The sequence below is a fragment of the Solibaculum intestinale genome (assembly GCF_040096205.1).
GTDB lineage: Bacteria > Bacillota > Clostridia > Oscillospirales > Acutalibacteraceae > Solibaculum_A > Solibaculum_A intestinale.
Genome location: NZ_JBBMFD010000015.1, coordinates 17,462 through 40,088 on the forward strand (window position 1 = coordinate 17,462; position 22,627 = coordinate 40,088).

The following is a 22,627-nucleotide window of genomic DNA, read 5'->3' on the forward strand; positions in this document are numbered from 1 at the left end:
GCTTTTCATCCTCCGCCTTTCTTTTGCATCCATATACCTAGGTACGCCTGGCCCAAAGCCAGCGAGCCGTCGTTCACCGGTGTTTTTTCATTGCGATAGACCGAAAATCCGTCCGCTTGCAGCCGGTCAAGGCACTCAGTCAGCAGCAGCCGGTTGAAAAACACCCCGCCGCACAAGGCCACCTTGTTTTCTCCCGTCTCGGCCCGGATCTGGCGGCAGACGTTTGCCACCATCTGCGCCGCCGCTTCGTGAAATCCCAGCGCCAGGGCGCCCGGGTTTGCCCCTTCGTCAGAATACCGTCCAAGCTGTGAAAATAGCTCCGCCTGCCCGATCTGGAGGATTCCATTTCGTTTGGAAAGCGGGAAGGAAAGGGACATGGGGGCAACGCCCGCTTCTTTCGCAGCCGTTGCCGCGTTTTCCAGGGCCTGCGCGCATTCTCCTTCGTACCGGTTTCGCTTGCCCAGCCCCAGCCGGGCGCTGATCCCGTCAAACAGACGGCCCATGCTCGAATACGCGGCCACGTTTATCTTCGCCTCAACCGCCCGGCGCACCAGAGGAAACCTTTCATCCTCGCATTCCTCTCCTGCCGCCAGATGGTAGCAGAGGCTGGTCAAAGACGCGTCCTTCGCCGCCTGGTCCCCGCCGCAGATGGGCAGGTAGGACAGGTGCGCCATACGCGTCATCCGCTCCTCCTCGCAAAGCAGAAACTCCCCGCCCCACACGGTCCCGTCCATTCCGTAGCCGGTGCCGTCAAAGGCAACGCCGATGCAGCGGCTAAGTCCATGCTCGGCCATCACCGACGCCGCATGCGCATGGTGATGCTGTACCTTAAGAAGGGGGATACCCTGTTTTTGAGCCAGCGCCTGCGCCAGGCGGGCGGACTGGTAGCCGGGATGTAGGTCGCAGACAACGGCGCTTGGATGAATGCGAAAAATCCGTTCCATCCGCGCAAGGGTATGCTCAAACAAGGTCTGGGTTCTCTCGTCGTCTAAGTCCCCCAGGTGCTGGCTGAGATAGAGGGAGTCTTCGTGCAAAAGGCCGAAGCAGCTCTTTAGATCTCCGCCCATGGTCAGCAGGTCCGCTTTTGTTTTCACCGGCAGCGTCACCGGCAGCGGAACGTATCCTCTCGCCCTTCGGATGAGCTGCACCTTTTTCCCAATTACCCGGGCAACCGAGTCGTCGAGAGGGGTGAGAATCTCCCGGTCGTGGGATAGGACCCCGTCCACCGGTCTGTCCAGCATGGAGAGGGCGTTCCCGTCCTCAAACACCATGGGCCGCCCGCTTTCATTGGCGCTGGTGGCCACCAAGGGGCCGCATTCGTCCAGAAGAAGCTTCTGCAAGGGCGTGCAGGGCAAAAAGGCGCCCAGCTCCCGGCTTTCCCCCGCCACCGCCCGGCAGAAAGGGTCCTTCCCCTTCCGAAGCAGCACGATGGGACGAGCCGGGGAACCAAGAAGTTCTTCCTCCGCGGGGCTGACTGGGCAATGAGCCCGGATTGCGGTCATGTCCGGGTAAAGGACCGCAAAGGGTTTTCCTTCCCGGCTCTTCGCCTTTCGCAGGCGGCGAACCGCTTCTTCGTCATAGGGCGAGCAGCACAGCTGGTACCCCGCCATTCCCTTCACGGCAATTACCCCGCCCGCCTTCAAAACCTGGACTGCCTGCTTCACAGCTTCGTCCCTATGTATAGTTCGGCGCTTTGGACCATCCGTCCAGGTAAACGTCACCTGTGGGCCGCAGTCCGGGCAGGAAATGGTCTGGGCGTGCCGCCGCCTGCCGTTCCCCTGATACTCGGCCTCACAGGCCGGGCACATATCGAAAGCATCCATGGCGGTGGTTTCCCGGTCATAGGGAATGTCCTTTAAAATGCTGTACCGGGGCCCGCAGGAGACACAGCTGATGAGAGGATACCGGTAGCGGCGGTTTTGGGGGTCTCCAAGCTCCCGCAGGCAATCGTCACACACCGGTAGGTCTGGGGGCAGCACCGGAACGGCCCGGTCACCGTCCTCGCTTGAAACGATGGAAAACCCGTCGAACGCCCCCTCCTCTGCAGGCGAAACCTGCACGTCGGCTACCACCGCGCCCGGCGGCGCAACGCAAGAGAGGCGGTGGACCAATGCATCCATCGCCTCTTTCGAACCGTTGGCGACGATGGTGACCACCCCGCCGTTATTGCGCACCGTTCCCGTCAAGGAAAGGGCGGACGCCTGGCGGGCCACAAAGGGGCGAAATCCCACCCCCTGCACCACGCCCCGCACGGTCACCGTCCAGGTCATAGCAGCTCGGCGCTCTTGATCTCGATCTGGGTGCCCACATCGGTAGGCTCCCCTTCCACGCCGCAGTCCGGGCAGGCTAAGTGCATGGGTTTGCGCTCGAAAAGCTTGCCGCACTGGGGGCACTTGAGCTTCGCCTTCACATGTTCGACGCAGATTTGGGCGCCTTCGCAAACAGTACCCGCGGACACTTCGTCAAAGTACATGCGGATGCTCTCTTCCGAATAGCCGCAGCTGTCCCCCATCACCAGGGTGATCTTCGTGACCTTGCGCTTGCCCTGCTTGCTTGCCTGGGCCACGCCGTAGTTTACCATATCCACGGCCTTATGATAATCGTGCATGGATTTTGCGCCTCCTATTCGTAGCAATCTGATAAAACATTACAATATGTATTCCTATTATTCCGATTTTGCAGCGGTTGCCGGCGGTTCCTTGGGCGGTTCGGGTGGCTTTTCCACCGTATCCACCCGTTTGTGCGCGTCCGGCTGTGGGTAGCTTTGCTCCATATGCAGGCACTTCTTCGGGCAGCTTTCCACGCAGCTGTTGCACTGGATGCAGCCGAAGCGCTCGATGCTCCAGGTCCGCGCCGCCCGGTCCACCTGAATGGCTCCCGCCGGGCACTTGCGCATACACATACCGCACAGGATACAGGCGTCCATGTCGATGGCCACCTGGCCCCGGGTACGCGCGGGATAGTCTCTGGGCTGGGCCGGGTAAGGCCGGGTGACGGGTTTGGAAAACAGGTTTTTCAGCGCCACCCGGGTAAAATTCATCATGTTCATCCCAATCTCCCCTTTCCTGTGGTTACCGCTCGGTGCAGCTGATGCACGGGTCGATGGTCAGAATCAAAATCGGCACGTCCGCCAGCTGGCAGCCCTTGAGGGTTTCGAGCATGGCCGGCAGGTTTGCAAAGGTAGGGGTGCGCACCCGCACCCGGTCTAAAAACTTGGTGCCGTTTGCCTTGACGTAATAGACGGCCTCCCCTCTGGGCTGCTCCACCCGCATGAAATGCTCCCCGTCCGGGAACCCCTTCACCGGTACGGCGATCTCCCCGTCGGGGATTTTCGCCGCCGCCTGGCGGATGAGGTCAAAGCTCTGGAAGATTTCTTTGATACGCACCTGGGTGCGGGCGTAGCAGTCGCCCACGTCGCTGGTAATGGGTGCAAAGTCCAGGTCCGGGTAAGCGGCGTAGCCCAGCTTACGGGTGTCCCGGTCAATCCCGGAGGCCCGCATAAAGGGCCCGACCGCACCGAAATCATGGGCCTGCTGCTTGGTTAAAAAACCGACTCCCTGCAAACGGCTGTTGACCGCGTAGTCGTTCAAAAACGTCTTTGAAAGGATATGCAGCTCCTTCTCCATGTCGTCAAACAACGCCACAAAGCTTTTGAGCATGTCCGCGTCCATGTCCTTACGGACGCCGCCGATCTTGTTGACCGAGAAGATGACCCGGCCACCGGTGGACACCTCAAACATATCGAGAATCTTTTCTCTCAGCCGCCAGCTCTGCATAAACAGGCTTTCAAATCCGAACGCGTCCGCTAAAAGCCCCAGCCACAAAAGATGGCTGTGGATACGGGACATTTCGCACCAAATGGTGCGCAGGTAATGGGCCCTCTGGGGAACCTCCACCTTCATAATCCGCTCCACCGCCTCGCAGTAGCCCATGCCGTGCATGAAGCTGCAAATGCCGCAGATGCGCTCGGCCACGTACACATATTCGTGAAAATCCTTCTTTTCCACCAACTTTTCCAGGCCCCGGTGGACAAAGCCGATGGAGGGAACGGCCTCCACCACCTTTTCGTCCTCCAGCACCAGATCCAGATGGATGGGCTCGGGCAGCACCGGATGCTGGGGACCGAAGGGCACTACACTTCGCGTCGCCACGTTCAACGCCTCCTTATTGGAAGGGCGTTTGCTGCTCGATGCGATACAGCTTGCCCTTGTAGTCGGGTGAAATCAACTGAATAGGAACTCCAAACAGGTCGGTAATTTCGTTTTCATAGAGAAACGCAGGCTCATAAATATTACTGATGCTCATAATTTGCGCATGCGGACCGACAATAAGACGCAGGTGCGCCATCTCATAGCCTCTACCGAAAGAATAGGTCAACTCGTACCCTTCCTTTGTGGTCGTGGCGCAGATCTGGATGAGCCGGTAGCCGTCGTGCTTAATCTGCAGCACGTGGGGAACCAGGTCCCCCGGGCCGATGGTGAGGATTTCGCCGTCGATCATGTTAGCCTGCCTCCTTTGGGTCCGGCGCCGGCTGCTCGGCCGCCGTCTTTCGTTTCTGGTCCAACAGGGCCACCGCCTTGACCACCCCGTCCATAATAGCCTCCGGGCGGGCGGCGCAGCCGGGAACATAAATGTCCACCGGCAGCACGGTATCCACCCCGCCCTGGATGTTATAGCATTCCTTAAAGATGCCGCCGTTGCAGGCGCAGATGCCCACCGCCACCACTACCTTGGGATTTGGCATTTGATTATAAATCTGCCGGACCACCTGGGCGTTCTGGTGGTTGATACCGCCGGTGATCAAAAAGATATCCGCGTGCTTGGGGTTGCCGGTATTGATGACGCCGAACCGCTCCACGTCGTACACCGGCGTCAGGCAGGCGAGCACCTCGATGTCGCAGCCGTTGCAGCTGGAGCCGTCGTAATGGAGCAGCCACGGGGATTTGGATACGTTCATGCGCTCTCCCCCTTTACTTAATCATGGTTAGAATCAACAGATTGATCACGCCAGCCACTAAGGTGACCACCCAGGTGGTTTTGAGCATGTTCTGCCACTTGACCCGGGGAAACACGTTGTCAATGAGGATTTCGAGAAAATAGGAAACGAGGATCACAGCCACTGCCACAATCCAGCTCCACCACGTGGAATTGACGATAAAGAGACCCACTACCCCCAGCAAGAACACGTTTTCATACCAATGAGACAGCTCTACACAGGCTAGGATATTGCCGGAAAGCTCGGTGGTCAAGCCCTTGACCATCTCCTGATGGGCATGGTGGGTGGTGCTCAGGTCATAGGGGGACTTGCGGAATTTGATGGTGAGGATAAACAAAAAGCCGATGAAAATCCCCGGCAGGTAGGCGATGGCCGACTCTTTGGCCGCGATGATGTCCATGACCGAAAAGCTACCGGTAGAGATGTAAAACCCGATGGCCGCCAGCAGCACCATGGGCTCGTAGGCCATCATCTGCATCAATTCCCGCTGGGCGCCCATGGAGCTGTAGGGAGAGTTCGCCGAGCAGGCGGACATGATGAAAAAGATGCCTGCCAGCGTCAAGGCGAAGAAGACCAGCAGGATATCCCCGCCGAAGAAGAAAAGCCCGCCGGTAAAGACAATGAACAGCAGAAAGCCGTAAACCAGGAAATCCTGGACGTTGTTGACCACCACCGACTGCTTTTGAAAGAGCTTAAAGAGATCGTAGAAGGGCTGCCAGACGGACGGGCCCCTGCGCCCCTGCATCCGGGCGGAAATCTTCCGGTCAAAGCCCGCCAGCAATCCGCCCAGCAAGGGGGCAAGCAGCACATAGCCCGCCACCCAAAGAATACGCCAGATTAGTTCCATCTTAGACGGCACCTCCGATCGCAATGGTCATCAGCACCAGAAGAGCGGCTGTGGACAAAATCAGAGAAGGCTTTAGAAGCTTCTTTTCCCCGAAGTATTCCTCCATATACCAGTTGGCCAGGTACATGGGCTTTTCTTTTCCGTAGGAATCCACAAAGGCCCGGTCGTTGCCGGCATTGGCCCCGCCCATGTAGGACATGACGATTTTCCGCTTTTTGCCGAAGGTGAGAAACCGCACCGCAATGGGCAGAATCACAATGGCGCACAGCATAATGAGCATGATAAAGAGATTGCCTGAGCTGATGATGGCCGGCAGGGTTTCGTGGAACATGTCCGCCAGGAAAGGCTCCACTAAATAAGTGGAAACAAAGGGGAAGGAGATGCACAGGCCGATCATCAGAAAGGCCTGGGATATCAGCGAAAACCATTCGCTTCCCTTTACGGTGTTGGGAAGGCGCTCCGAGTTATGGATCATGGCCACCAGCTTTCCGAGCCACTTGGTCCAGTAAAAGAGCGTGGTGGCGGAGCCGAAGATCAAAAACACCACCAAAAGAATGCTCTTAGAGTCCACAAACGCTTTCAGCGCTGCCCATTTGGAAATGAGCATCCCGAAGGGGGCTAGGAACATGCCCGCGATTCCCACGATCATGACAAACGCCATTTCCGGCAGCTTGACGATCAGGCCGTGCATGTCCTCAATGTTGCGGCTGCCGATGCTGTTTTCCACCGCGCCCACCGACAAAAACATCAGCGACTTGGACACGGCGTGGAACATCATCAGCAAAACGCCCGCCCAGACCGCCTCGTGCATTCCAATCCCCGCGCAGGCGGCGATCAGCCCTAAGTTGGATACCGTGGAATAGGCCAGCACCTTCTTGCCGTCGCTCTGGGAGATGGCAAGCATGGAGGTGGCCAGGAAGGTAAAGCCGCCGATGGTGGTGACCATGGTGCCCGCCAAGTTGCCGCACATGGCCGGGGCCAGGCGGATGAGCAGGTAGACTCCCGCCTTGACCATGGTGGCCGAATGAAGCAGTGCAGAAGTGGGGGTGGGCGCCACCATGGCGCCTAAGAGCCAGCCGCTGAAGGGAAGCTGGGCGCTTTTGGTAAGCCCTGCAAAGGCAAGCAGAATCACCGGAATGATAGCGACGGTGGTGCCGTTGCCCATGGCCACCAGATCCTGTAAGGTGTTCACATGCAGTACCAGTGCCGCGTACACGATGGCCACGGCGAATCCGAGGCCGCCCAACAGATTCATCCACAAAGCCTTAAAAGAATTGCGCACCGCTTCCGGCGTCCTGTTATACCCGATGAGCAGAAAGGAGCAAAGGCTGGTAATTTCCCAAAAGAAATACATCCAGGTTAAGCTGCTCGAGAAGATCAGGCCGAACATGGCCCCTAAGAACACAAAGAGCATAGCGAAGAAAAAGGCCCGCCGATCCTTATATTCCTTGTGCCTTTCGTGGTAATCCTTCATATACCCCACCGCGTAGACACAAATGAGGCAGCCGACCACGCCCACGATCAGCACCATAATCACCGTAAGCTTGTCGGAAAAAATACGATTGCCCGCAATCTCATTTTTTCCGGTAAGCTCCAGCCATGCAATCAGCCCCGTCTGCGCTACCGACAAAAGCGCCACATAGTACTTCCGAAATTTGAACCCATAAAATACGATCAGGCCCATCAGGCCGATTTCCGCCGCCAAGATTCCCATGTCGACGGTTTTAGCCTCCGGCAGCAGCGACAGATCACCGCTCCCGAGGAGCGCGTCACCAGCAAACCAGACCACTCCGGCCACTATGGCGATGCAGCAGGCAAAAATAAAATATTTCCGCCCTTTCCCATGCCGCTTCATGAACGCAAGCGCAAGCGCCGCCAAAAAGGGGAAAACGATCAAAAACGCAATCATTGGCAAAACGAATCCCTCCTTCTTCCAAAGTCCGTACCGGCAAAACAAAACGAAACCCCTGCCGCAAAACCGGCAGGGTCCCTTACAGGCATATCAAACGGTCCGCCCTGTGAAGAGAGCAAAACCGGTGAAACGTAGTCTGTTTTTTTGTTTAAATCAGACGAATTTTGTTTTTTTCTGCTCTTATATTACTTCACTCGGCTGAATAAGTCAATAACCCCTCGCCTTCGAACCTCCCCGTTTCCTTCTTTTTACAGCCATCCGTATGCACATGTACAAGAAGGTACGCCCGGCAGAAAAGTCTATCCCCTGCCGGGCGTACCTTTTTCGATTACGCAAACATCTTCACACGCGGCTCGGCAGGCGCGAAAGACTTCTTTGCCGGTTCTGCCGGAAGCATGCCAAAAGGCATCTGCGCAAGCAGCGTCCGGCTTTCCGGGATGCCAAAGCGTGCCTTTACCCGCTCGTCGATGAGCGGGTTATCATGCTGCAGCGACGCGCCAAACCCTTCCGCCTCCAGCATGATCCAGACGAAAACCTGAAACATTCCGGCCGACTGCTGGGTCCAAACCGGGAAGTTCCCGAAGTTCTCCTAATACGAGGGATACGTTTGCGCAAATTCTTTTACCACCCCGTCGTCGTTGAAAAAAGAACCGTCCCATACCCAGCGGCGAAGGGCTCGAACTTTTTCCGGGTCGCGGGAAACTGCTTGAGCGCCACCCGCTCCTTTAACACTTCCAGCACAATCTCCCCCAGCGTCCTGTGGTGCCCGCCGAACAGGGCCGCTGCCCGGCCGCTTTGCATATGAAAGGAGGACGGGGTATGCAGCACCGCTTCCTTCACCAGTTCCACAATGCGTTCGTTGGGAACGCTGGTCTTATCCGAGATGGTATAAACGCTCCGGCGGTTTCGAATCGCTTGTAAGAATTCCTGGATCATCTTGACGCCTCCCTTGCTTTTGGTAGCAAACGCAATTTCCCCGGAAAACATCCTTCCAGCGCCGGCGCCGCTTCTCCCTTTTGCCGCCTGCAGGCCCGCTTTCTGCTTTTCCTACGGGAAAAGGGAAGAAAAACACGATAAAAATTCACCGATGCAAAAAAGCAGTACAAACAGCTATATTTTTTTGCTTTCGTATTGTACATACATATGTTACGCTTGAATTAAAGCAAATCATCTAAAATTAATTATGAAAGGGGTGTGTTTTTATTCTCTATTACGAGCACAAATTTCAGTTGTACAATTGAAAAGGAGAAAGAAAAATGAAAGGAAAGAAAACACTCGGCATTCTTCTTGCGGCAGCAATGACATCCTGTTTATTGTTTCCCGGAGTTCCGGCGGGAGCTGCCGGACCGGTGATCACCGCCTCCATGAGCCAGCCGGCTTATGGGTTGGACACACCGGCTGTGGCAACGGTGGTCACCTCGGGCACGGTAGAAAAATGTTACCTGGCAAACGAATCCGGCATGGGCCTGGTTTCAGAACAAACTTGTAAAGACAACTCGGATGGTACCCGCACCTGGACCATTTCCCTGTCACTGGCCACCAAAGGTGTACGGACGCTCAAGGTGATGGCCGACGGGGCGGATACCGGGGTTACCGTCTCCTTTTCTCTGGTGGAGCACTATGAGCCGCCCCACTCGGCGCCTGCCCTGCTTCGCGCCGAAGGGCCGCAAACAGGCTCGGTCAACCAACCCTTCCCGGTGACGGTGATCACCAACGATGCGGTGGAATATGTGGCGTTATTCAATGAATCGGGCAGCGGCATGGTTTCCACCCGGGTCTTCTCAGACAATGGGGACGGCACCCGCACCTGGCTGCTGATGACAAGCCTCAGTACCCGGGGAAGCCGCAGCTTCTCGGTTAAAATTGCGGACGCCTCCAGGGTCTGGCAGGACACGGAGGCTGCCGTTTCCGTCCAACTCGGCGTGGACCAGGAGCCGCAATACGAAGCGGCACCGGCAAAAAGCCGCTCTTCTGTACACGACCCCTCCATCGTCCAGGACAAGGACACCGGGGAATACTACATCTTCGGCTCCAATCAGGGAGTCGCCAAGTCCTCCGACCTGATCAATTGGAGCACGGTGCGCTGCCAGCTTTACGGCGAGGACATAGCCTCCAATTTGGCCGGTTCTTTCGCTTGGGCCGGATATAAGGACGGAAGCACCAACGCCGGCAACGGGATGGCCCTGTGGGCGCCCGATGTGATTTACAATCCCCGGTACGAAAACGCAGACGGCAGCAAGGGCGCTTACATGATTTATTACCCCGTCTGTTCCAATCACAAGCGGGGCGCCATCGGCTATGCGGTGTCCCAAAGCATCACCGGCCCCTATCAGTACGGGGATACCATCCTTTACTCCGGCTTCACTCTCACCGGCGGGCCGGACGAAGAAGGAACTACGGCAGACACCATCTGGACCCGAACCAACCTGCCTGAGCTGATCGAAAACGGTACCATCGAAGGGCTTCGGGACAGCTGGTTCAACGAAGACGGCAGCTACAACATTGTCGACCACGCCATGCCCATCGACCCGGCGGTTTTCTTCGATGAGGACGGGCGGCTGTGGATGGTCTACGGCGGCGCCATGCTCATTGAGCTCGACCCCGCCACCGGCGCGGCCAAGTACCCCGGAAAGGACGGCAAAACCGAAGGCGGCAACGACATCGACCGTTATTTCGGCATCCGCATCGCCGGCGGCTTCTATAAGGGCGGCGAAGGCGCGTACATCGAGTACGACCAGGAGAGCGGCTATTATTACCTCTATGTGACCTACGGACAGATCACGGAAGGATACAACCAGCGGCTCTTCCGCTCCAAGAACGTCACCGGCCCCTATCTGGACGCCAAGGGGCAAAACGCTGCTTTTGCAGACGATGCGGTAACACCCTCCGACTATGGCGTCAAAGTAATGGGCAACTACAAGTTCTCTGGAATGAGCCAAGGCTACAAGCACGGCGGACACAACTCCATCTATACCGACGGAAACGGGCAGATGTACAACATCTATCACCAGCGCTTCGAACGGGGAAGCAACCACCAGGACCGCATCCACCAGCTGTTCCGCAATGAAGAGGGCTGGCCGGTGATGGCGGTATATGAAAACGCCGGCGACGTCATCTCCGAAACCGGCTACGCCAGAGACGAAATTGTGGGATACTATGAGTTTGTCAACCACGGCACTCTTTCGAGCTCCGGTATGCTCGATACCTTCCTCATTCGCCTCAACGAAAACGGTTCCATCACCGGCGACCTGGAAGGACGCTGGAGCATGACCGACGGCACTTATTATATGAGCGCCGCCATCAACGGCGTGACCTATAACGGCGTTTTCTTCAAGCAGCAGGACGAATCCGGCCTCAAGCGCCAGGTGATGACCTTCTCGGCCATCGGGTCAAACAACGAAACCATCTGGGGCAGCCGGCTTACGCAAAGCGACCGGGACCTGGCCGCGGCTGAAAGCGCAGCGAATGCCCTGTCCCTTGCGCCAAGCGTGCACGCCGACCTGGCGCTGCGCACTGCCGGCGATTATGACACCCGCATTTTCTGGACCACCAGCGATGATTCCGTTTTGACTGCCAGCGGCGTGGTGCATCGCCAGACGGAGGACCGGCCCGTCACTTTAACGGCCTACGTGATGAAAAACGGGGCGGTGGCTGTGCGTACCTTTGACGTAACCGTGGAAGCCGCCCAAAGCGGCGTGCAGGCTTTTGACGGCAAGCCTCTTTACCAGTTCTCCTTCTCCAACACCGACGGGACCTTTACCAAAAACACCGGCTCCCTTTTGGGCGCGGGGCTGCTCACCGGCGACGGAACGGTGGTAACCGATTCGGACAAAGGCCTGGTGCTCTCCACTTCCGGCGCAGGAGCTCTTACTTTGCCCGGCGACACTCTTTCCGGCCTGACCGAGGGTTTCTCACTATGCTTCTGGGTTAAAACCGACGGCTCCTCCTCCCTCTTTGAAGCGGAGGGAGAAGGATTCTCCACGGTCATCGGCTCGGATCTGCGGGCAACCGTGCAGGCAAACGGCCAAACCATACGCACCGGGGAGGCTTCTCAGGCGCTGCCTGCGGGCGAATGGGCCTGCGTCACCTACAGCGTGGGGCGCACCGGCATGGACGTGTATCTCAACGGCAAACTGGTTTCCTCTGCGAAAGCGGATCTTTCTTTTGTCTTTGGAGACGGCAGGCTTAACCATCTCTGCGTAAAAGCAGGTGGCGGTTTTGGCGCGGCCCTTCTCGATGACGTGGCCGTCTATGCGCCCGCCCTGACCGCCGACCAGGCAAATGCCATGATCGACCCGGACATCGCCTGGCAGACCGATTGGCAGATCGACTTCGGTACCGAAACCTCCGCCGTCTGGGGCGGCTTTACCCAAATGACCGACCAGACCCTATACAAAAAGGTAGGGCTTTTGCAGGGATACGGTTTTAAAGGGCCGGTTCAGGCGGGAGTCACCCCCACCGGCGGCGCAAAAATCTGTGACTTTGTGTATGCAAAGGGCGGCGAGAAATACACCTTCCAGATGGACCTGCCAAACGGCACCTATCGGGTGTTCATGTACACTGGTGCCAAGGACGCCGTCAATACCACCAACTTTTATTTCCAGGATCATGCAGACGACATACATACCCAGGTGACGCCGGAAGGGGTTGCGTCAGACAACTACGGCGGGCCCAACACCTACACGGTTGAGGTTACCGACCAGCTGCTGACGGTCACCATTTGGGGCGACGCTTCCCTAGGGGCAGACGCGATCACCGGCCGGCTCAATTCCATTGAGATTACCCGGTTAAGCTGATTGCTCTTTCCTTAATCCAACCAAAAGAGAGGGCGGGAATATCCCCGCCCTCTCTACTTTTGTTTTCCCTGTATCGCAGACCAACCTGCGTTCCTTCGCCTTTACCCGGTGAAAGGCCGTATGTCGGTGTCCTCCGGTCCGGCCGGTCAACGTGACGCCTCCCGTTTTGGACGTCATCTTAATACCGAGTTTTCTTTTTTCCTGCAGCGGCTTTCCCGTCTCATTTCGCCGCAGGTATTTTTCTCCGCTCTTCCTTGCCGCCGTGCAGCGCCCGGGAAGCGATCAGCGTGGTCACCGGGATCGCCAGGATTACCGCGATGCTGCCGGAAAGGCCGCGGATCACTTCCACCACCAGCAGATCCAGGTTGATCAGCGCAATGTAAGGCAGCGAATACATATAGTAAACCAGCAGGATATTCAAGCTGCTGCCGGTAAAGGCCAGAATGAGGGTGTTGGTCATGGTGCCCATAATGTCCTTGCCCACGTTCATCCCCGAACGCCACAGCTGCTTCTGGGTCAGGGTTGGGTCGATGCTCTTCATCTCCGTCAGAGAGGACGCGATGGACATGGCCGTGTCCATCACCGCGCCAAGAGCGGCGATCAGAATGCCCGCAAAAAGCAGGTCTTTGACCCGCAGAGCGGTGGAATCGGAGATGAACAGCAAAAGCTCCGCTTCCGATTCGTTTAAGGTGGAGATATGGGAAAGGACGCCCGTGGCGTAGGCGATGACGCCGGCGAACATAGTGCATACGCTGCAGCTGACGGCGGCGATGACGGTCTTTTTACAAAAACCGTTGAGGGAAAGAAGGGTTACGGCGGTAGACAACACCACCACAACCACGGCGGCTAGAATGGGCTCCACGCCTTTGATGATCATAGGAAGGAACAAAAAGAGGACGCAGAGAATGGTAAAGGCCAGGGACGCGATGGATTTGAGTCCTTTCTTTCTTCCAAAAAGGAGCACCACCGCTAAAAACAGGGCCAGCAGGACATAGAGGTAGTTTTCCCGGCTGTAGTTGACGACGCTGGTGGTCACAAACCCGTCAAAGCTGGAGATGACAAGCTCGGTGCCTACACTGGCGGGCTTATTATTGACGCGCTGGACGTAGTTGATGGCGGTGGTGCTGCGTCCGGAAAACTCGCCGGTGAGGATCTCCAGCTTGAGCCATTGCTTTCCGATCTGGATAAAATCATAATCCGGGTCGGGGCCCATGTCCTCTTTCTCCACCTCAATGACCCGGGCCTTTTCGTAAACAATGCCGTCCTGGTAGTCGCCGGGCTTCTGATAATCAAGGGTGGTATTGAAAACGTAGAGAAACGCAAAAAAGCCGGCGAGGAACACAATCCAGGCAGCCGTGCCGATCTTTTTCTTGGGATTTTTCATAAGGCGGACATCCTGTCTTTTTATTTGTTGCAACCAGGTGGGACCAGGGCGGCGGGAGGGCCGCCCTGGTCCTTGGCGAGGGGATGTGTAAGGAAGAATCGCGTAAGGGGGTTACGCGGCGAGATAGCTCTGAATCAGGATATAATCCTTGGTGTCAACCACACCGTCGCGGTCAATGTCGCAGCGGGTCTCGGTGGTGGACTGGTAGTAGGACAGAGCAATGGAGAAATCCGCCAGAGTTACTTTTCCGTCGCCATTGATGTCGGAAGCGGCGCGGTAGGAGTAGATTTCAGTGACCACCGTATCCTCACCCATGTTGGGAGTAACGTCGACGGCGTCAAAGCTGCCGTCCTCGTTTGTAATCTTCTGGGCACTCTGGGCCTTCACCAGGGTGACGGTGGTGTCGCCCACGGGAGCGGTTTCCTTGAGCTTGAAGGTGAAGGTGGCCACGTTGGTTTTGCCTTCGTTGGTCACGGTATCGCTGGTACCGATGACGATACCGGCCTTGCCGTTTTCATCGGTGGTGTTGGAGAAAAGGGTGTTTTCCAGATTGCTCTGGGCAGAGACCAGTTCGAGCACGTTCTCGTCGTAGCTGATTTCAGCCTGGTAGGCGTTCACATCCTTGAGGTTCTCCATAGAAACGGTGTAGGAAACGGTATCGCCCTTTTCCACGACGCCCAGATCGGAGCCTTCGATGGAGGCCACCTGCACGTCACGGGTCACGGTCAGGGTGTCGTAGAGGTATTTCTCGGTGGTGATGGTATCGGTGTTGGGGTCATACTTGAACATGTAGGTGTTGAGGGTGAAGGAATCCTGGGAGACTTCCATCTCCACAATGACCTGTTCCTTCTTCACGTCGCTGCCGGTGTCGGTGGAGTTCACGTCCAGGAAGGCGTAGTTGGGAAGGAGCGGGTCGCCATCGGAGACGGTATAATTCTTCTGGGAATACCATTTCAGGCCGCCGGCATGTCCGCCGACCATGTAGAGCGGCGCGTTTGCAGGCTTCTGGGTCTCACCGGCAGCATTGACCACCCGGTCGGCTTTCTGGCCGTCCTCGGTGACGAAGCCGCGGGAATACACATGGTCGTGGCCCTGGAGAACCATATCCACATCCAGCTGGGCGAAAATCGGGCACCAGAACTTTCTGGCCGCCATGACGTCGGAGTCGGTGATGTGGGAAGCGCCGGTGTAAAGAGACTTATGGAAGCCCACGATGGTCCACTGGCCCGCCGCCTTGGCCTCGGCCACCGCCTCGCGCAGCATCACTTCCTGCTGAGCTCTGGCGTCGGCATTGTTCTTAGCCTCTTCCAGGTTGAGCATGATGAACTTGGCGGGTCCGTAATCGAAGGTGTAAGCCACCTGACCCGCTTCAGCGGGAGCGTTGATGTGACTGTTGAGGGTATTGTTGTCATGATTGCCGCGGACCGCCGCGATGGTGTTGTTGGCGAACATGTCCTGGCCGCCGTTGGGGAACGCGCCGGAGTTGTTAAAGAGCATTTCCCACTGGCTCTCGCTGGTGGCGGTGTCGGTGATGTCGCCGGCTAAGTAAACGAAATCCAGATCCGGGATCTTGTTTACCTCGGCAAGGGTAGCGCCCAGGGCCTTCGCATCGCTCTCTCTGGCGACTTGGGTGTCCGCCAGATAAGCGAACTTAAAGCTGTCAGTGCTGCCCTTGGCGGGAGCGGTCTTGAACTTACCCTCGTAGGTATCGGCGCCTTCGCCCACCGTGTAGGTATAGGTGGTGTCGGGTTCCAGGCCGGAAACCACAATCTTATGGAAGCACTTGTTTGCCTGTCCGAAGGCAGACTCGCCCACAAAGCTTTGGGTGGCGGTGTCCCCCTGCTTTTGCACCGTGATGACCGAGGGGCATTCCACGGCGGTGGTGTAGGTAACGTTTACCTGAGTGGAGGGATCGTCGCCCATATGGACGTTGAGCTGACGGGGCGTTTTGTCGGTAGCGCCTTCGGCAGCCGCGGCCACAATCGGCACAGGCTCGCTGGCGGCAGGCGCCGCGTAGGCCATAGACGTGGTGAACGCGCCCATCAGCAGGACGGACGCAGCCGCCAGGCTGATGGCTTTCTTCATGCTTTTCATCTTCATCTGGAAAAACTACCTCTCTTTCTTACTCGCCGATTTTTTCGACTGTATGATCACACACACCAAAACCACATTCAGCGTAACGCTTGCAAGCAGGCCAATGAGCAGACCCATATTCACGCCGCTGGTGGAGGGGTTTGGGGTGGCATCACCCTGAGAAGGACTAGAGGAAAGCTGAGAGCTGTCCTCGTCCGGGTTGGAAACCGGCGGATTGGACGAAACAGAACCGGCCGGATCCGAAGAGGTCCCGCTCTGGGACGGGGCGGAGGAGCTGGACAAATTTCCGCTGCCCAGGCTTTCCGAAGGCGGCATCTGCCCGGAGCCAGAGGACGGCTCCGACGAGGAACCCGGTTTCGCGCCGTCGGGTGGGGTCAGCGGAGGCACCGGTGTTTCGTCCCCCTCCCGGTCTAGAAGTATCTGCTTTTGGGGCGTTAGGAGCGTTTCGTCCACCCCGCCGCCGCTAAGTTGGTAGACGCTTACGTATTGCAGGGCGACGGCGCTGTCCGTCTCCCCGGAGCAGGACAGGGTGACGACGGCATTCACCGGACCTTCAAAGGCATTGCTGCCGGAGAAAAAGCTGAACCAGGTAATCCCGCGCGCCTCGGTGGGCGCAGTAACCGAACCGGAGGCGTTTTCAAAGCGGACCGATTCCACCTTAACGCCGTCGGCGCATTGCAGGCCGAATTCCGCTCCGGCATAGGAGTCGCCGTTGTCCACCGTCAGGTTGATCTGAACCTGGGTCTGCCCCGCGCTTAGGGAAACCCGGTCGGGCGCGGTCACCGAAGCGGCAAACGCCTGAAACGGTAGACACAGCACAAGCATCCCGCAAAGCAGGACGGCGATGCATTTTTTCATCTGATTTATTCCCTCCCTTTTGACAGACTCAAGTGTATCCGGTTAACGTAAAGGAAAGACGGGCAGTGGATAAAAAACCAGGTAAAATCCGGATAAACTCTCATTTTTTCGGCCTTCTCTCCTGCTCAAGGCGCACATTTTTTACATGCGTCTTCTGCGCACAATCGCCAAACTTTCGTCAGAAGCGAAATTTGTGTTTGCGCCTGGAAAAGACGCTTCATTTTCAGCTCAAAGAAGACCTGGAGCGCAGCAAAACGAAATACCGCATTCTTGAGGAAACTGCACAGCCGGACGGTTCGGTGATTCTCAAACTGAACATGCAATATAGCCTTCTCCGGTCGGCGATTATCCCGACGACTGATTTGCCGATTTCTCTTTTGGCTGCTTTTCATCCAAACTCCTTATCACCAAAAAGGCAGAGCCTGCGAAGGGAATTCCTTCGCAGGCTCTGCCTTTTTCTTCATCTTTCTATAACCCATTCCTTTTGCTATTAGGACGCGTGCGCTCCGCTTTTCTCTCCGGCGGCCATACCCACGCGCGCTTCGATGTAACGGGGCACCTCCTCCTTAGGAATCCCCAAGGAAACCGAAAGCTCTCCAAACAGCAGTTCCTCCGCCCGTTTCATAAACCGCTCGTCCAGAGCCCCGAACTTTTTCTTTTGCCGCTCCATCCCCTGCTTCTTGGCATACAGGGACATGGTCAGCGCAATCAAATCCGCGCAGTCATGGGTTTTCAGCGACGCCTCGTAGTGTTCCACCAGCTCGCGCAGCACATAGGTCTCAAACACCTCTGCCCGTATAGACGGAATCCGTTCGATCAACTGCTCGGCCTCCTCCCTGGTGAGGACCGGCCGCATAAAGACCTTGCCGTTCTCCGCCGGCGTGGAGATGGTGCATTCCTGATAGAGAGGCTTTAACACATAATAAAGCCGCTCCTCTCCTTCGATCTCCAGCGGCTTAACGTCCGTCACCTTACAAACGCCAGTGCTTCCATATAAAATCAATTCTCCAACCTGGTACAACGATTCCTGCCTCCGATCCGTCGATTCTGCTCAAGCCCAGGGACGGCGTCCGCCGTAATCCCTGCGCGCAGTACGCTCCTGTTCTTCCTTCTTTAAGGAAGAAAGACGTTCCCTAGCCCGTTCCTCACTGGTTTTGCCTTGGGAAGAGCGGTTCTCTGTTGCGTTCGGGCCGCGCCTGGGCGCCGTTACCGAATCTCCTCTGTTCTGCGCCGTTTCTCCCATTTGCAGCCGAAAACCGGTGAAAAGAAAAAACGTGCGGTTTTGACAACTGGACTTACGTTTGCCAAAACCGCACGTTGTATCTTTATTTTACCACAAAACAGGATCAAAATGTAAGAGAGAAATAAAGCCGACCCGGCAAAATGTGTCCGTGCCCTGTGCGCGTTGCGGCGTCCGGCTAGGAATTCCCGCTCTGCCGATGCATTTGATCCGCAGGCGCAATCTCAAACCGGTCCCGCCCGCCCTCCTTGGCCGAATAAAGGGCCCGGTCCGCCTGGCGGTACAGCTCCTCATAGTCCATTCCCGGGTATGACAGGGCTACCCCCACGCTGATGGTGACCACCCGCGCCGCATCCAGCCGGATTTGGTGCACTGTCTCACACAGGCCGGCGCATTTCTTCGTCAGCGCCGGTATATCCTGAATGCGGGGCAGATAAACGAGGAACTCATCGCCGCCCGGACGGCCGATCACATCCCCGTCCCGAAAGCTGCTTTCCAGCAGCCTTGCCACCGCTTTTAAGGTTTCGTCCCCGCACATGTGTCCATAGGTGTCGTTGATGGACTTAAACAGATCCACGTCCAGAAGAAGCAGCGCCCCCACTTCACCCGGCTGGAGCTTTGGGAGATGCTCCTCAATCAGCCGTTTGCTGGTTTCACTGTTGTACAGATGGGTCATACTGTCGCGCTGAGCCTGTTCGCGAAGACTTTCCTTCTCGCTCTTCTCCTCGTCAATGACGCTGATCTTTCCGATGGCATAGACCGGAACACCCGCACTGTCGCAAATGGTCTCCACCGTGACGCGGATCCAGTGCCACTTTCCATCCCTGCAATAGACATATATCTCCTGTACATGGTTCTGGGCAGAATCCAAAATCTCCAGAAAAAGCCGCTGACTTTTCCCTTCCGGGCTGTCCTTCCCTAGAAAACGGCTTAAGTCGTAACGTACGATTTCTCCTCCATTTCCGTTTACTCCATTTGCGTCTTTGAGAATCAACCGCTTCTTTTTAAAATCATATTCAAAGAATGAATCGTTGGTAATGGAGTAAAGGCGGACATGCTTTTGCAGTTCCAGCGAAATCGCCTTGCCGGCCCGGATCCGCTGTAATAAAATAACGACAAGCAGCGCTACGACCAGCAAAAACACGCATCCTGCCGCCGCCAAAACCGGAATGGGATTCTTCTGGATAAAATACTCGACGGAAAAATCAACCTTGTGCACAATGTTCTGATAGATTACCGACTGCAGATCGTCCGAATCCATGGACAAAACGGATTTGTTAAGCAAGCCCAGCAGAATATGATCCCTCTGCTTTACCACGCCGAAGCAAATACGATAAGAGGTATAGGTCTGGGGGACCATTTTGAGTTCCTCAAAGCTGGGCAGGTTGAGATAATACTGCGCCGTGTAGGTATCCACATAAGTATAGTCCGCTTCCCGGCGGTTCACCGCGCGGATGCATGCGTCCACTGAGTCATAGGGCACCGCTGTCCCGACAAAATAACCGTCGTAGGTGCTGGTTCTGGACAAAGCCAGCCGCTTTCCCTGGATGCTGTCTTCGCTCATCTCTTCATGCATCAGGAGGGTATAGGGGCTGGAAAGATAGGGCCTGGACATGGCCAGATCCCGCTCTCGGGCAGTGGTATAATCATAAGGCATCCCTGCGATCAAATCCACCTGGCCGTTTTTGGCCTTAGTATAGAGTTCCTCCCAGGAGGATGCCTCCACCATTGCAAATTGCAGGCCGGTGGTTTTCGAAATATCCCGCAAAAGGTCCACGCCGATTCCTTTGAGCGCACCGGTTTTTTCATCCTTGTACTGAAAAGGAGGCTGGCTGGACATCACTCCTACCCGCAAAACACCCGCCTGTTCGATATAAGCCTCTTCCTTGTCCGACAGCACAAACGTCCGGCTTGCTGGTGCGAAATACTTTTCATTAAGGGTGGTCTGAAAATAAGGATCGGCCTCGGTGACGCTGACGATGGCTTCGTTAAGCTCGGCGATCAGATCGGAATCGCTGTTTTTGGAGGTGACAAAATAAAAGGGCTTGGGTGCGAACCGGATCACCGGACGCACGTTTTCCAGGTAATTCATGCTGGTATTGAGCAAAACGTCCGCCCGGCCCTCCTCAAGCGCGCGGATCATTTCCTCATTGCTGCCGCACTCAATAAGCTCCGGCGTAATCAGGTTCATCTCACAGTATTCATATAATTCCCGCACCATTCTCCCGGAGGTGGAATAAACCGCCACCCGCAGGGTCTGTTCCTTCTGGGAGTCAACGATAATGTTATGACCGCCTTCGTTTAACACCTGCAGCACCGTTTCCGATGTGCCGTAGCTATACCCGGAATAATCGAACTGCTTTCCCAAATCTTCACTGTAAAGCATGGCCCCCATTAGGTCCACTTCCCCGCCCTGGACCATCTTCATCAGCGTGGACAGTTGTTCGTCCACGCTGCCTGGGATTTGCACAAATTCATAATTCCATCCGGTATATTGAGCAATTTCCTCCAAATATTCGTAGGTATATCCAAAGTATTTTCCATTTTCGTCCACATCGGTAATGTTCTTCTGGATCGGGTAGGCGACCCGGATGGTCCTGCTTTCCTCGGGTGACGCCATAACAGGAAAAAGTCCTCCCCACAGCTGCAAAAGCAGGACGAGCAACAAGCACACGGCCTGGATTTTGGATCGTCGTTGCTGCCTCACATGGCTCCTCCTTGCACAGTGCGGCTTCCTGCTTACCCCAAAATTGCCACACTCTCTGCTCTTTTCTCCTTATTATAGCGGCGCTTTGTCCAAATAGCAACCGCAACCCGTGCAAGATGCCTCCTGCAGCCCGGTTCAAGACGTAAGGCTGCGATGCCCGTCAGCGTGTCAAGTTCACGCACTCTGGGTCTTCACGCCAGACGGCTTAACCGCATGCGTGCCGTCGAGCCGGTGCATCCGCTTGCTTTTTTCCCGGATGTAACGGATTTCCTGCGGAATTTCCTCCTCTGCCAGAGTGTCGTGCACCGCACAGGTCCCCGCGTTTTCCGCCGTCTCATAGTACCAGCATTTGTATTTGATCACATCCAGCTGCGCCTGCAGTTCGGCGATCTGTTCCTCTACCCGTTCCTTTTGCTTGCGAAACAGCTCCAGCCGCTGTCCGATGGTGTGATCCCCCTGCATTCCCAAATCAATGAATGCTTTGATATCCTTGATGGGCATTCCCGTTTTCTTCAGACACTCGATTAAAAACAGCCACTCAAAATCGCTTTCCTTAAACATGCGCACTCCGCTTTCGCTGCGCTCCACAAAGGGCAAAAGCCCTTCCTTGGAATAAAAGCGCAGCGTATGAGGAGACAGGCCGATCTCTTTTGCAATTTCACCCACGGTATAGTACATACAAAACACCTCCAAAAATGTTTTATTCCCCTTAGCTTAGAGTCAACTCTCAAGTCTAAGGGGAATGTAGCACAGGTGCAAACCCGTGTCAAGGAAGCGATCCGAGGACGTTTTCTGATTGAACTACCCGCATGCTTTGCCGTGATGCAAAGCATGCGGGCCATGGAATTCAGGCGGCCTGACAAAAGCGCGCAAGGCGGTTCTGTCTTACCTGGATGACAATGGTTGCCGATAAGCGGCGCCACCTGCTTTCGAAATGGGCAAAAGAGAAGGAAAGAAAAAAAGAGCAGAGCCCGCGGACTCTGCTCTTCAAAATTAAGAATGGGCCGATTGCTGTTTTTTTGCGTTTTGCCCGTAGCGTTATCTACTCGATCCATTTATTGGGATCCCCGTAGGTACCGCTTGCCTGTTCAGCTCTCTCATTCGCTGCCATCTGTAAAGCAACAAATCCGAACCCATCACCAATTGGCGGTAGATTCGGATTTGTTTGTTGTGTCTAAAAGGCATGATTTGATAAAATTTGGCGGATACATCTTCTCTCGCTTTTTTCATAGAGGGGGATCAAACTAAGCTGTACATTCATTCTCAAGTCTCAAACCGTTTTTTCAAAACTTTAAAATGATTATGGTTCGATTTATCACCGTCATTATCGGGAAACAGACAAAATGGTAGACTGTCAGTGGTGCGGTGCTTGATGACACACTCACAGCATTTTCCATGATTCGGGCAGGTCTGTTTTGGACAGACACACTCCTTCACATTTTTGCACGCCATAGGATTACCGTACCTTTTTCAGAATGGCTATCACTTCATCGGTTTTCAGCACCTTGCCGAAGGAAATGACCTCGCCGTCCACCACAAGGGCAGGGGTCGTCATCACCCCGTATGCCGCGATTTGCGTAAAGTCGGTGATATGGTCGATTGCCGTGTTCATACCGAGTGTTCTCAAAGCTTCCAGCGTATTGGCCTCCAACTGATTGCATTTGGCACAGCCGGAGCCGAGTATTTTCACGCTTGCACTGCCTGATTTGCTTTTCCCTGCTGCCTGCATGGTTTGTGCATTGCAGTTTCCACCGCGGCAGCATCCTTCATTCTTTTTGCTAAATAGACTCATC

The 22,627-nt window shown here is 55.8% G+C and carries 19 protein-coding genes; 2 read left to right on the forward strand and 17 right to left on the reverse strand.

The genetic code is table 11. The features are described 5' to 3' along the window. Window positions 1–5 precede the first annotated feature (5 nt). From hypF to WMO26_RS09050, 10 genes are all read right to left on the reverse strand, one after another. Complete coding sequence (gene hypF / locus WMO26_RS09005; protein WP_349219780.1) at window positions 6–2,270, reverse strand: carbamoyltransferase HypF; 2,265 nt, start codon at window positions 2,268–2,270, stop codon at window positions 6–8. Next, entirely contained in the window at window positions 2,267–2,608 is a 342-nt protein-coding gene (locus tag WMO26_RS09010; protein ID WP_349219782.1) for a hydrogenase maturation nickel metallochaperone HypA/HybF, read from the reverse strand. Before WMO26_RS09010 ends, hypF begins: the two co-directional genes overlap by 4 nt. A gap of 57 nt (window positions 2,609–2,665) precedes the next feature. After that, window positions 2,666–3,049, reverse strand: coding sequence for a 4Fe-4S dicluster domain-containing protein (locus tag WMO26_RS09015; RefSeq protein WP_349219784.1), 384 nt, complete (start codon window positions 3,047–3,049; stop codon window positions 2,666–2,668). Between the two features lie 22 nt (window positions 3,050–3,071). Further along, complete coding sequence (locus WMO26_RS09020; RefSeq protein WP_349219786.1) at window positions 3,072–4,151, reverse strand: hydrogenase large subunit; 1,080 nt, start codon at window positions 4,149–4,151, stop codon at window positions 3,072–3,074. 13 nt (window positions 4,152–4,164) lie between these two features. Beyond that, entirely contained in the window at window positions 4,165–4,500 is a 336-nt protein-coding gene (locus WMO26_RS09025; protein WP_349219788.1) for an NADH-quinone oxidoreductase subunit C, read from the reverse strand. A 1-nt stretch (window position 4,501) separates the two neighbouring features. Further along, complete coding sequence (locus WMO26_RS09030) at window positions 4,502–4,957, reverse strand: NADH-quinone oxidoreductase subunit B family protein (protein ID WP_349219790.1); 456 nt, start codon at window positions 4,955–4,957, stop codon at window positions 4,502–4,504. Window positions 4,958–4,970: 13 nt separating this feature from the next. After that, entirely contained in the window at window positions 4,971–5,843 is an 873-nt protein-coding gene (locus WMO26_RS09035; protein WP_349219792.1) for a respiratory chain complex I subunit 1 family protein, read from the reverse strand. 1 nt (window position 5,844) lies between these two features. Next, on the reverse strand, window positions 5,845–7,752 hold the full coding sequence (locus WMO26_RS09040; protein WP_349219851.1) for an NADH-quinone oxidoreductase subunit 5 family protein: 1,908 nt from the start codon (window positions 7,750–7,752) through the stop codon (window positions 5,845–5,847). A gap of 331 nt (window positions 7,753–8,083) precedes the next feature. Continuing rightward, window positions 8,084–8,299 (reverse strand): nitroreductase family protein, encoded by a 216-nt coding sequence (locus WMO26_RS09045; RefSeq protein ID WP_349219794.1) that lies wholly within the window; start codon window positions 8,297–8,299, stop codon window positions 8,084–8,086. Window positions 8,300–8,376: 77 nt separating this feature from the next. After that, window positions 8,377–8,691 carry a nitroreductase family protein gene (locus WMO26_RS09050; RefSeq protein WP_349219796.1) on the reverse strand — a complete coding sequence of 105 codons (315 nt, stop codon included), beginning with the start codon at window positions 8,689–8,691 and terminating at the stop codon, window positions 8,377–8,379. 320 nt (window positions 8,692–9,011) lie between these two features. On the opposite strand from WMO26_RS09050, the gene WMO26_RS09055 reads away from it, so the two are divergent. Next, complete coding sequence (locus WMO26_RS09055) at window positions 9,012–12,551, forward strand: lipocalin-like domain-containing protein (RefSeq protein ID WP_349219798.1); 3,540 nt, start codon at window positions 9,012–9,014, stop codon at window positions 12,549–12,551. A gap of 220 nt (window positions 12,552–12,771) precedes the next feature. On the opposite strand, the gene WMO26_RS09060 is transcribed toward WMO26_RS09055, so the two are convergent. From WMO26_RS09060 to WMO26_RS09070, 3 genes are all read right to left on the reverse strand, one after another. After that, window positions 12,772–13,935: a YibE/F family protein gene (locus WMO26_RS09060; RefSeq protein ID WP_349219800.1), complete on the reverse strand. Its 1,164-nt coding sequence runs from the start codon at window positions 13,933–13,935 to the stop codon at window positions 12,772–12,774. Window positions 13,936–14,046: 111 nt separating this feature from the next. Next, a complete protein-coding gene (locus WMO26_RS09065) occupies window positions 14,047–16,035 on the reverse strand; it encodes a metallophosphoesterase (protein ID WP_349219802.1) in 1,989 nt (662 codons plus the stop codon). A 9-nt stretch (window positions 16,036–16,044) separates the two neighbouring features. Then, window positions 16,045–16,887, reverse strand: a complete 843-nt coding sequence (locus tag WMO26_RS09070; protein ID WP_349219803.1) for a hypothetical protein — start codon at window positions 16,885–16,887, stop codon at window positions 16,045–16,047. Between the two features lie 65 nt (window positions 16,888–16,952). Here WMO26_RS09070 and WMO26_RS09075 point away from each other — a divergent pair, with 65 nt between their 5' ends. Then, window positions 16,953–17,381, forward strand: coding sequence for a hypothetical protein (locus WMO26_RS09075; RefSeq protein ID WP_349219805.1), 429 nt, complete (start codon window positions 16,953–16,955; stop codon window positions 17,379–17,381). On the opposite strand, the gene WMO26_RS09080 is transcribed toward WMO26_RS09075, so the two are convergent. The 4 genes from WMO26_RS09080 to WMO26_RS09095 form a co-directional block, all read right to left on the reverse strand. Continuing rightward, on the reverse strand, window positions 17,378–17,908 hold the full coding sequence (locus tag WMO26_RS09080; RefSeq protein ID WP_349219807.1) for a CarD family transcriptional regulator: 531 nt from the start codon (window positions 17,906–17,908) through the stop codon (window positions 17,378–17,380). The genes WMO26_RS09075 and WMO26_RS09080 overlap by 4 nt on opposite strands. A gap of 397 nt (window positions 17,909–18,305) precedes the next feature. Next, window positions 18,306–20,834, reverse strand: coding sequence for a diguanylate cyclase (locus WMO26_RS09085; RefSeq protein WP_349219809.1), 2,529 nt, complete (start codon window positions 20,832–20,834; stop codon window positions 18,306–18,308). Between the two features lie 174 nt (window positions 20,835–21,008). After that, window positions 21,009–21,512: a MerR family transcriptional regulator gene (locus tag WMO26_RS09090; protein WP_349219810.1), complete on the reverse strand. Its 504-nt coding sequence runs from the start codon at window positions 21,510–21,512 to the stop codon at window positions 21,009–21,011. Window positions 21,513–22,290: 778 nt separating this feature from the next. Beyond that, window positions 22,291–22,626, reverse strand: coding sequence for a thioredoxin family protein (locus tag WMO26_RS09095; protein WP_349219812.1), 336 nt, complete (start codon window positions 22,624–22,626; stop codon window positions 22,291–22,293). Window position 22,627: the final 1 nt, after the last annotated feature.

What these genes read in the sequence shown, in the direction of transcription:
- hypF (WP_349219780.1), bottom strand. Translation starts at nt 2,270, where the DNA reads ATGACCTGGACGGTGACCGTGCGGGGCGTGGTGCAGGGGGTGGGATTT.
- WMO26_RS09010 (WP_349219782.1), bottom strand. Translation starts at nt 2,608, where the DNA reads ATGCACGATTATCATAAGGCCGTGGATATGGTAAACTACGGCGTGGCC.
- WMO26_RS09015 (WP_349219784.1), bottom strand. Translation starts at nt 3,049, where the DNA reads ATGAACATGATGAATTTTACCCGGGTGGCGCTGAAAAACCTGTTTTCC.
- WMO26_RS09025 (WP_349219788.1), bottom strand. Translation starts at nt 4,500, where the DNA reads ATGATCGACGGCGAAATCCTCACCATCGGCCCGGGGGACCTGGTTCCC.
- WMO26_RS09030 (WP_349219790.1), bottom strand. Translation starts at nt 4,957, where the DNA reads ATGAACGTATCCAAATCCCCGTGGCTGCTCCATTACGACGGCTCCAGC.
- WMO26_RS09035 (WP_349219792.1), bottom strand. Translation starts at nt 5,843, where the DNA reads ATGGAACTAATCTGGCGTATTCTTTGGGTGGCGGGCTATGTGCTGCTT.
- WMO26_RS09040 (WP_349219851.1), bottom strand. Translation starts at nt 7,752, where the DNA reads ATGATTGCGTTTTTGATCGTTTTCCCCTTTTTGGCGGCGCTTGCGCTT.
- WMO26_RS09045 (WP_349219794.1), bottom strand. Translation starts at nt 8,299, where the DNA reads ATGTTTCAGGTTTTCGTCTGGATCATGCTGGAGGCGGAAGGGTTTGGC.
- WMO26_RS09050 (WP_349219796.1), bottom strand. Translation starts at nt 8,691, where the DNA reads ATGATCCAGGAATTCTTACAAGCGATTCGAAACCGCCGGAGCGTTTAT.
- WMO26_RS09055 (WP_349219798.1), top strand. Translation starts at nt 9,012, where the DNA reads ATGAAAGGAAAGAAAACACTCGGCATTCTTCTTGCGGCAGCAATGACA.
- WMO26_RS09060 (WP_349219800.1), bottom strand. Translation starts at nt 13,935, where the DNA reads ATGAAAAATCCCAAGAAAAAGATCGGCACGGCTGCCTGGATTGTGTTC.
- WMO26_RS09065 (WP_349219802.1), bottom strand. Translation starts at nt 16,035, where the DNA reads ATGAAGATGAAAAGCATGAAGAAAGCCATCAGCCTGGCGGCTGCGTCC.
- WMO26_RS09070 (WP_349219803.1), bottom strand. Translation starts at nt 16,887, where the DNA reads ATGAAAAAATGCATCGCCGTCCTGCTTTGCGGGATGCTTGTGCTGTGT.
- WMO26_RS09090 (WP_349219810.1), bottom strand. Translation starts at nt 21,512, where the DNA reads ATGTACTATACCGTGGGTGAAATTGCAAAAGAGATCGGCCTGTCTCCT.
- WMO26_RS09095 (WP_349219812.1), bottom strand. Translation starts at nt 22,626, where the DNA reads ATGAGTCTATTTAGCAAAAAGAATGAAGGATGCTGCCGCGGTGGAAAC.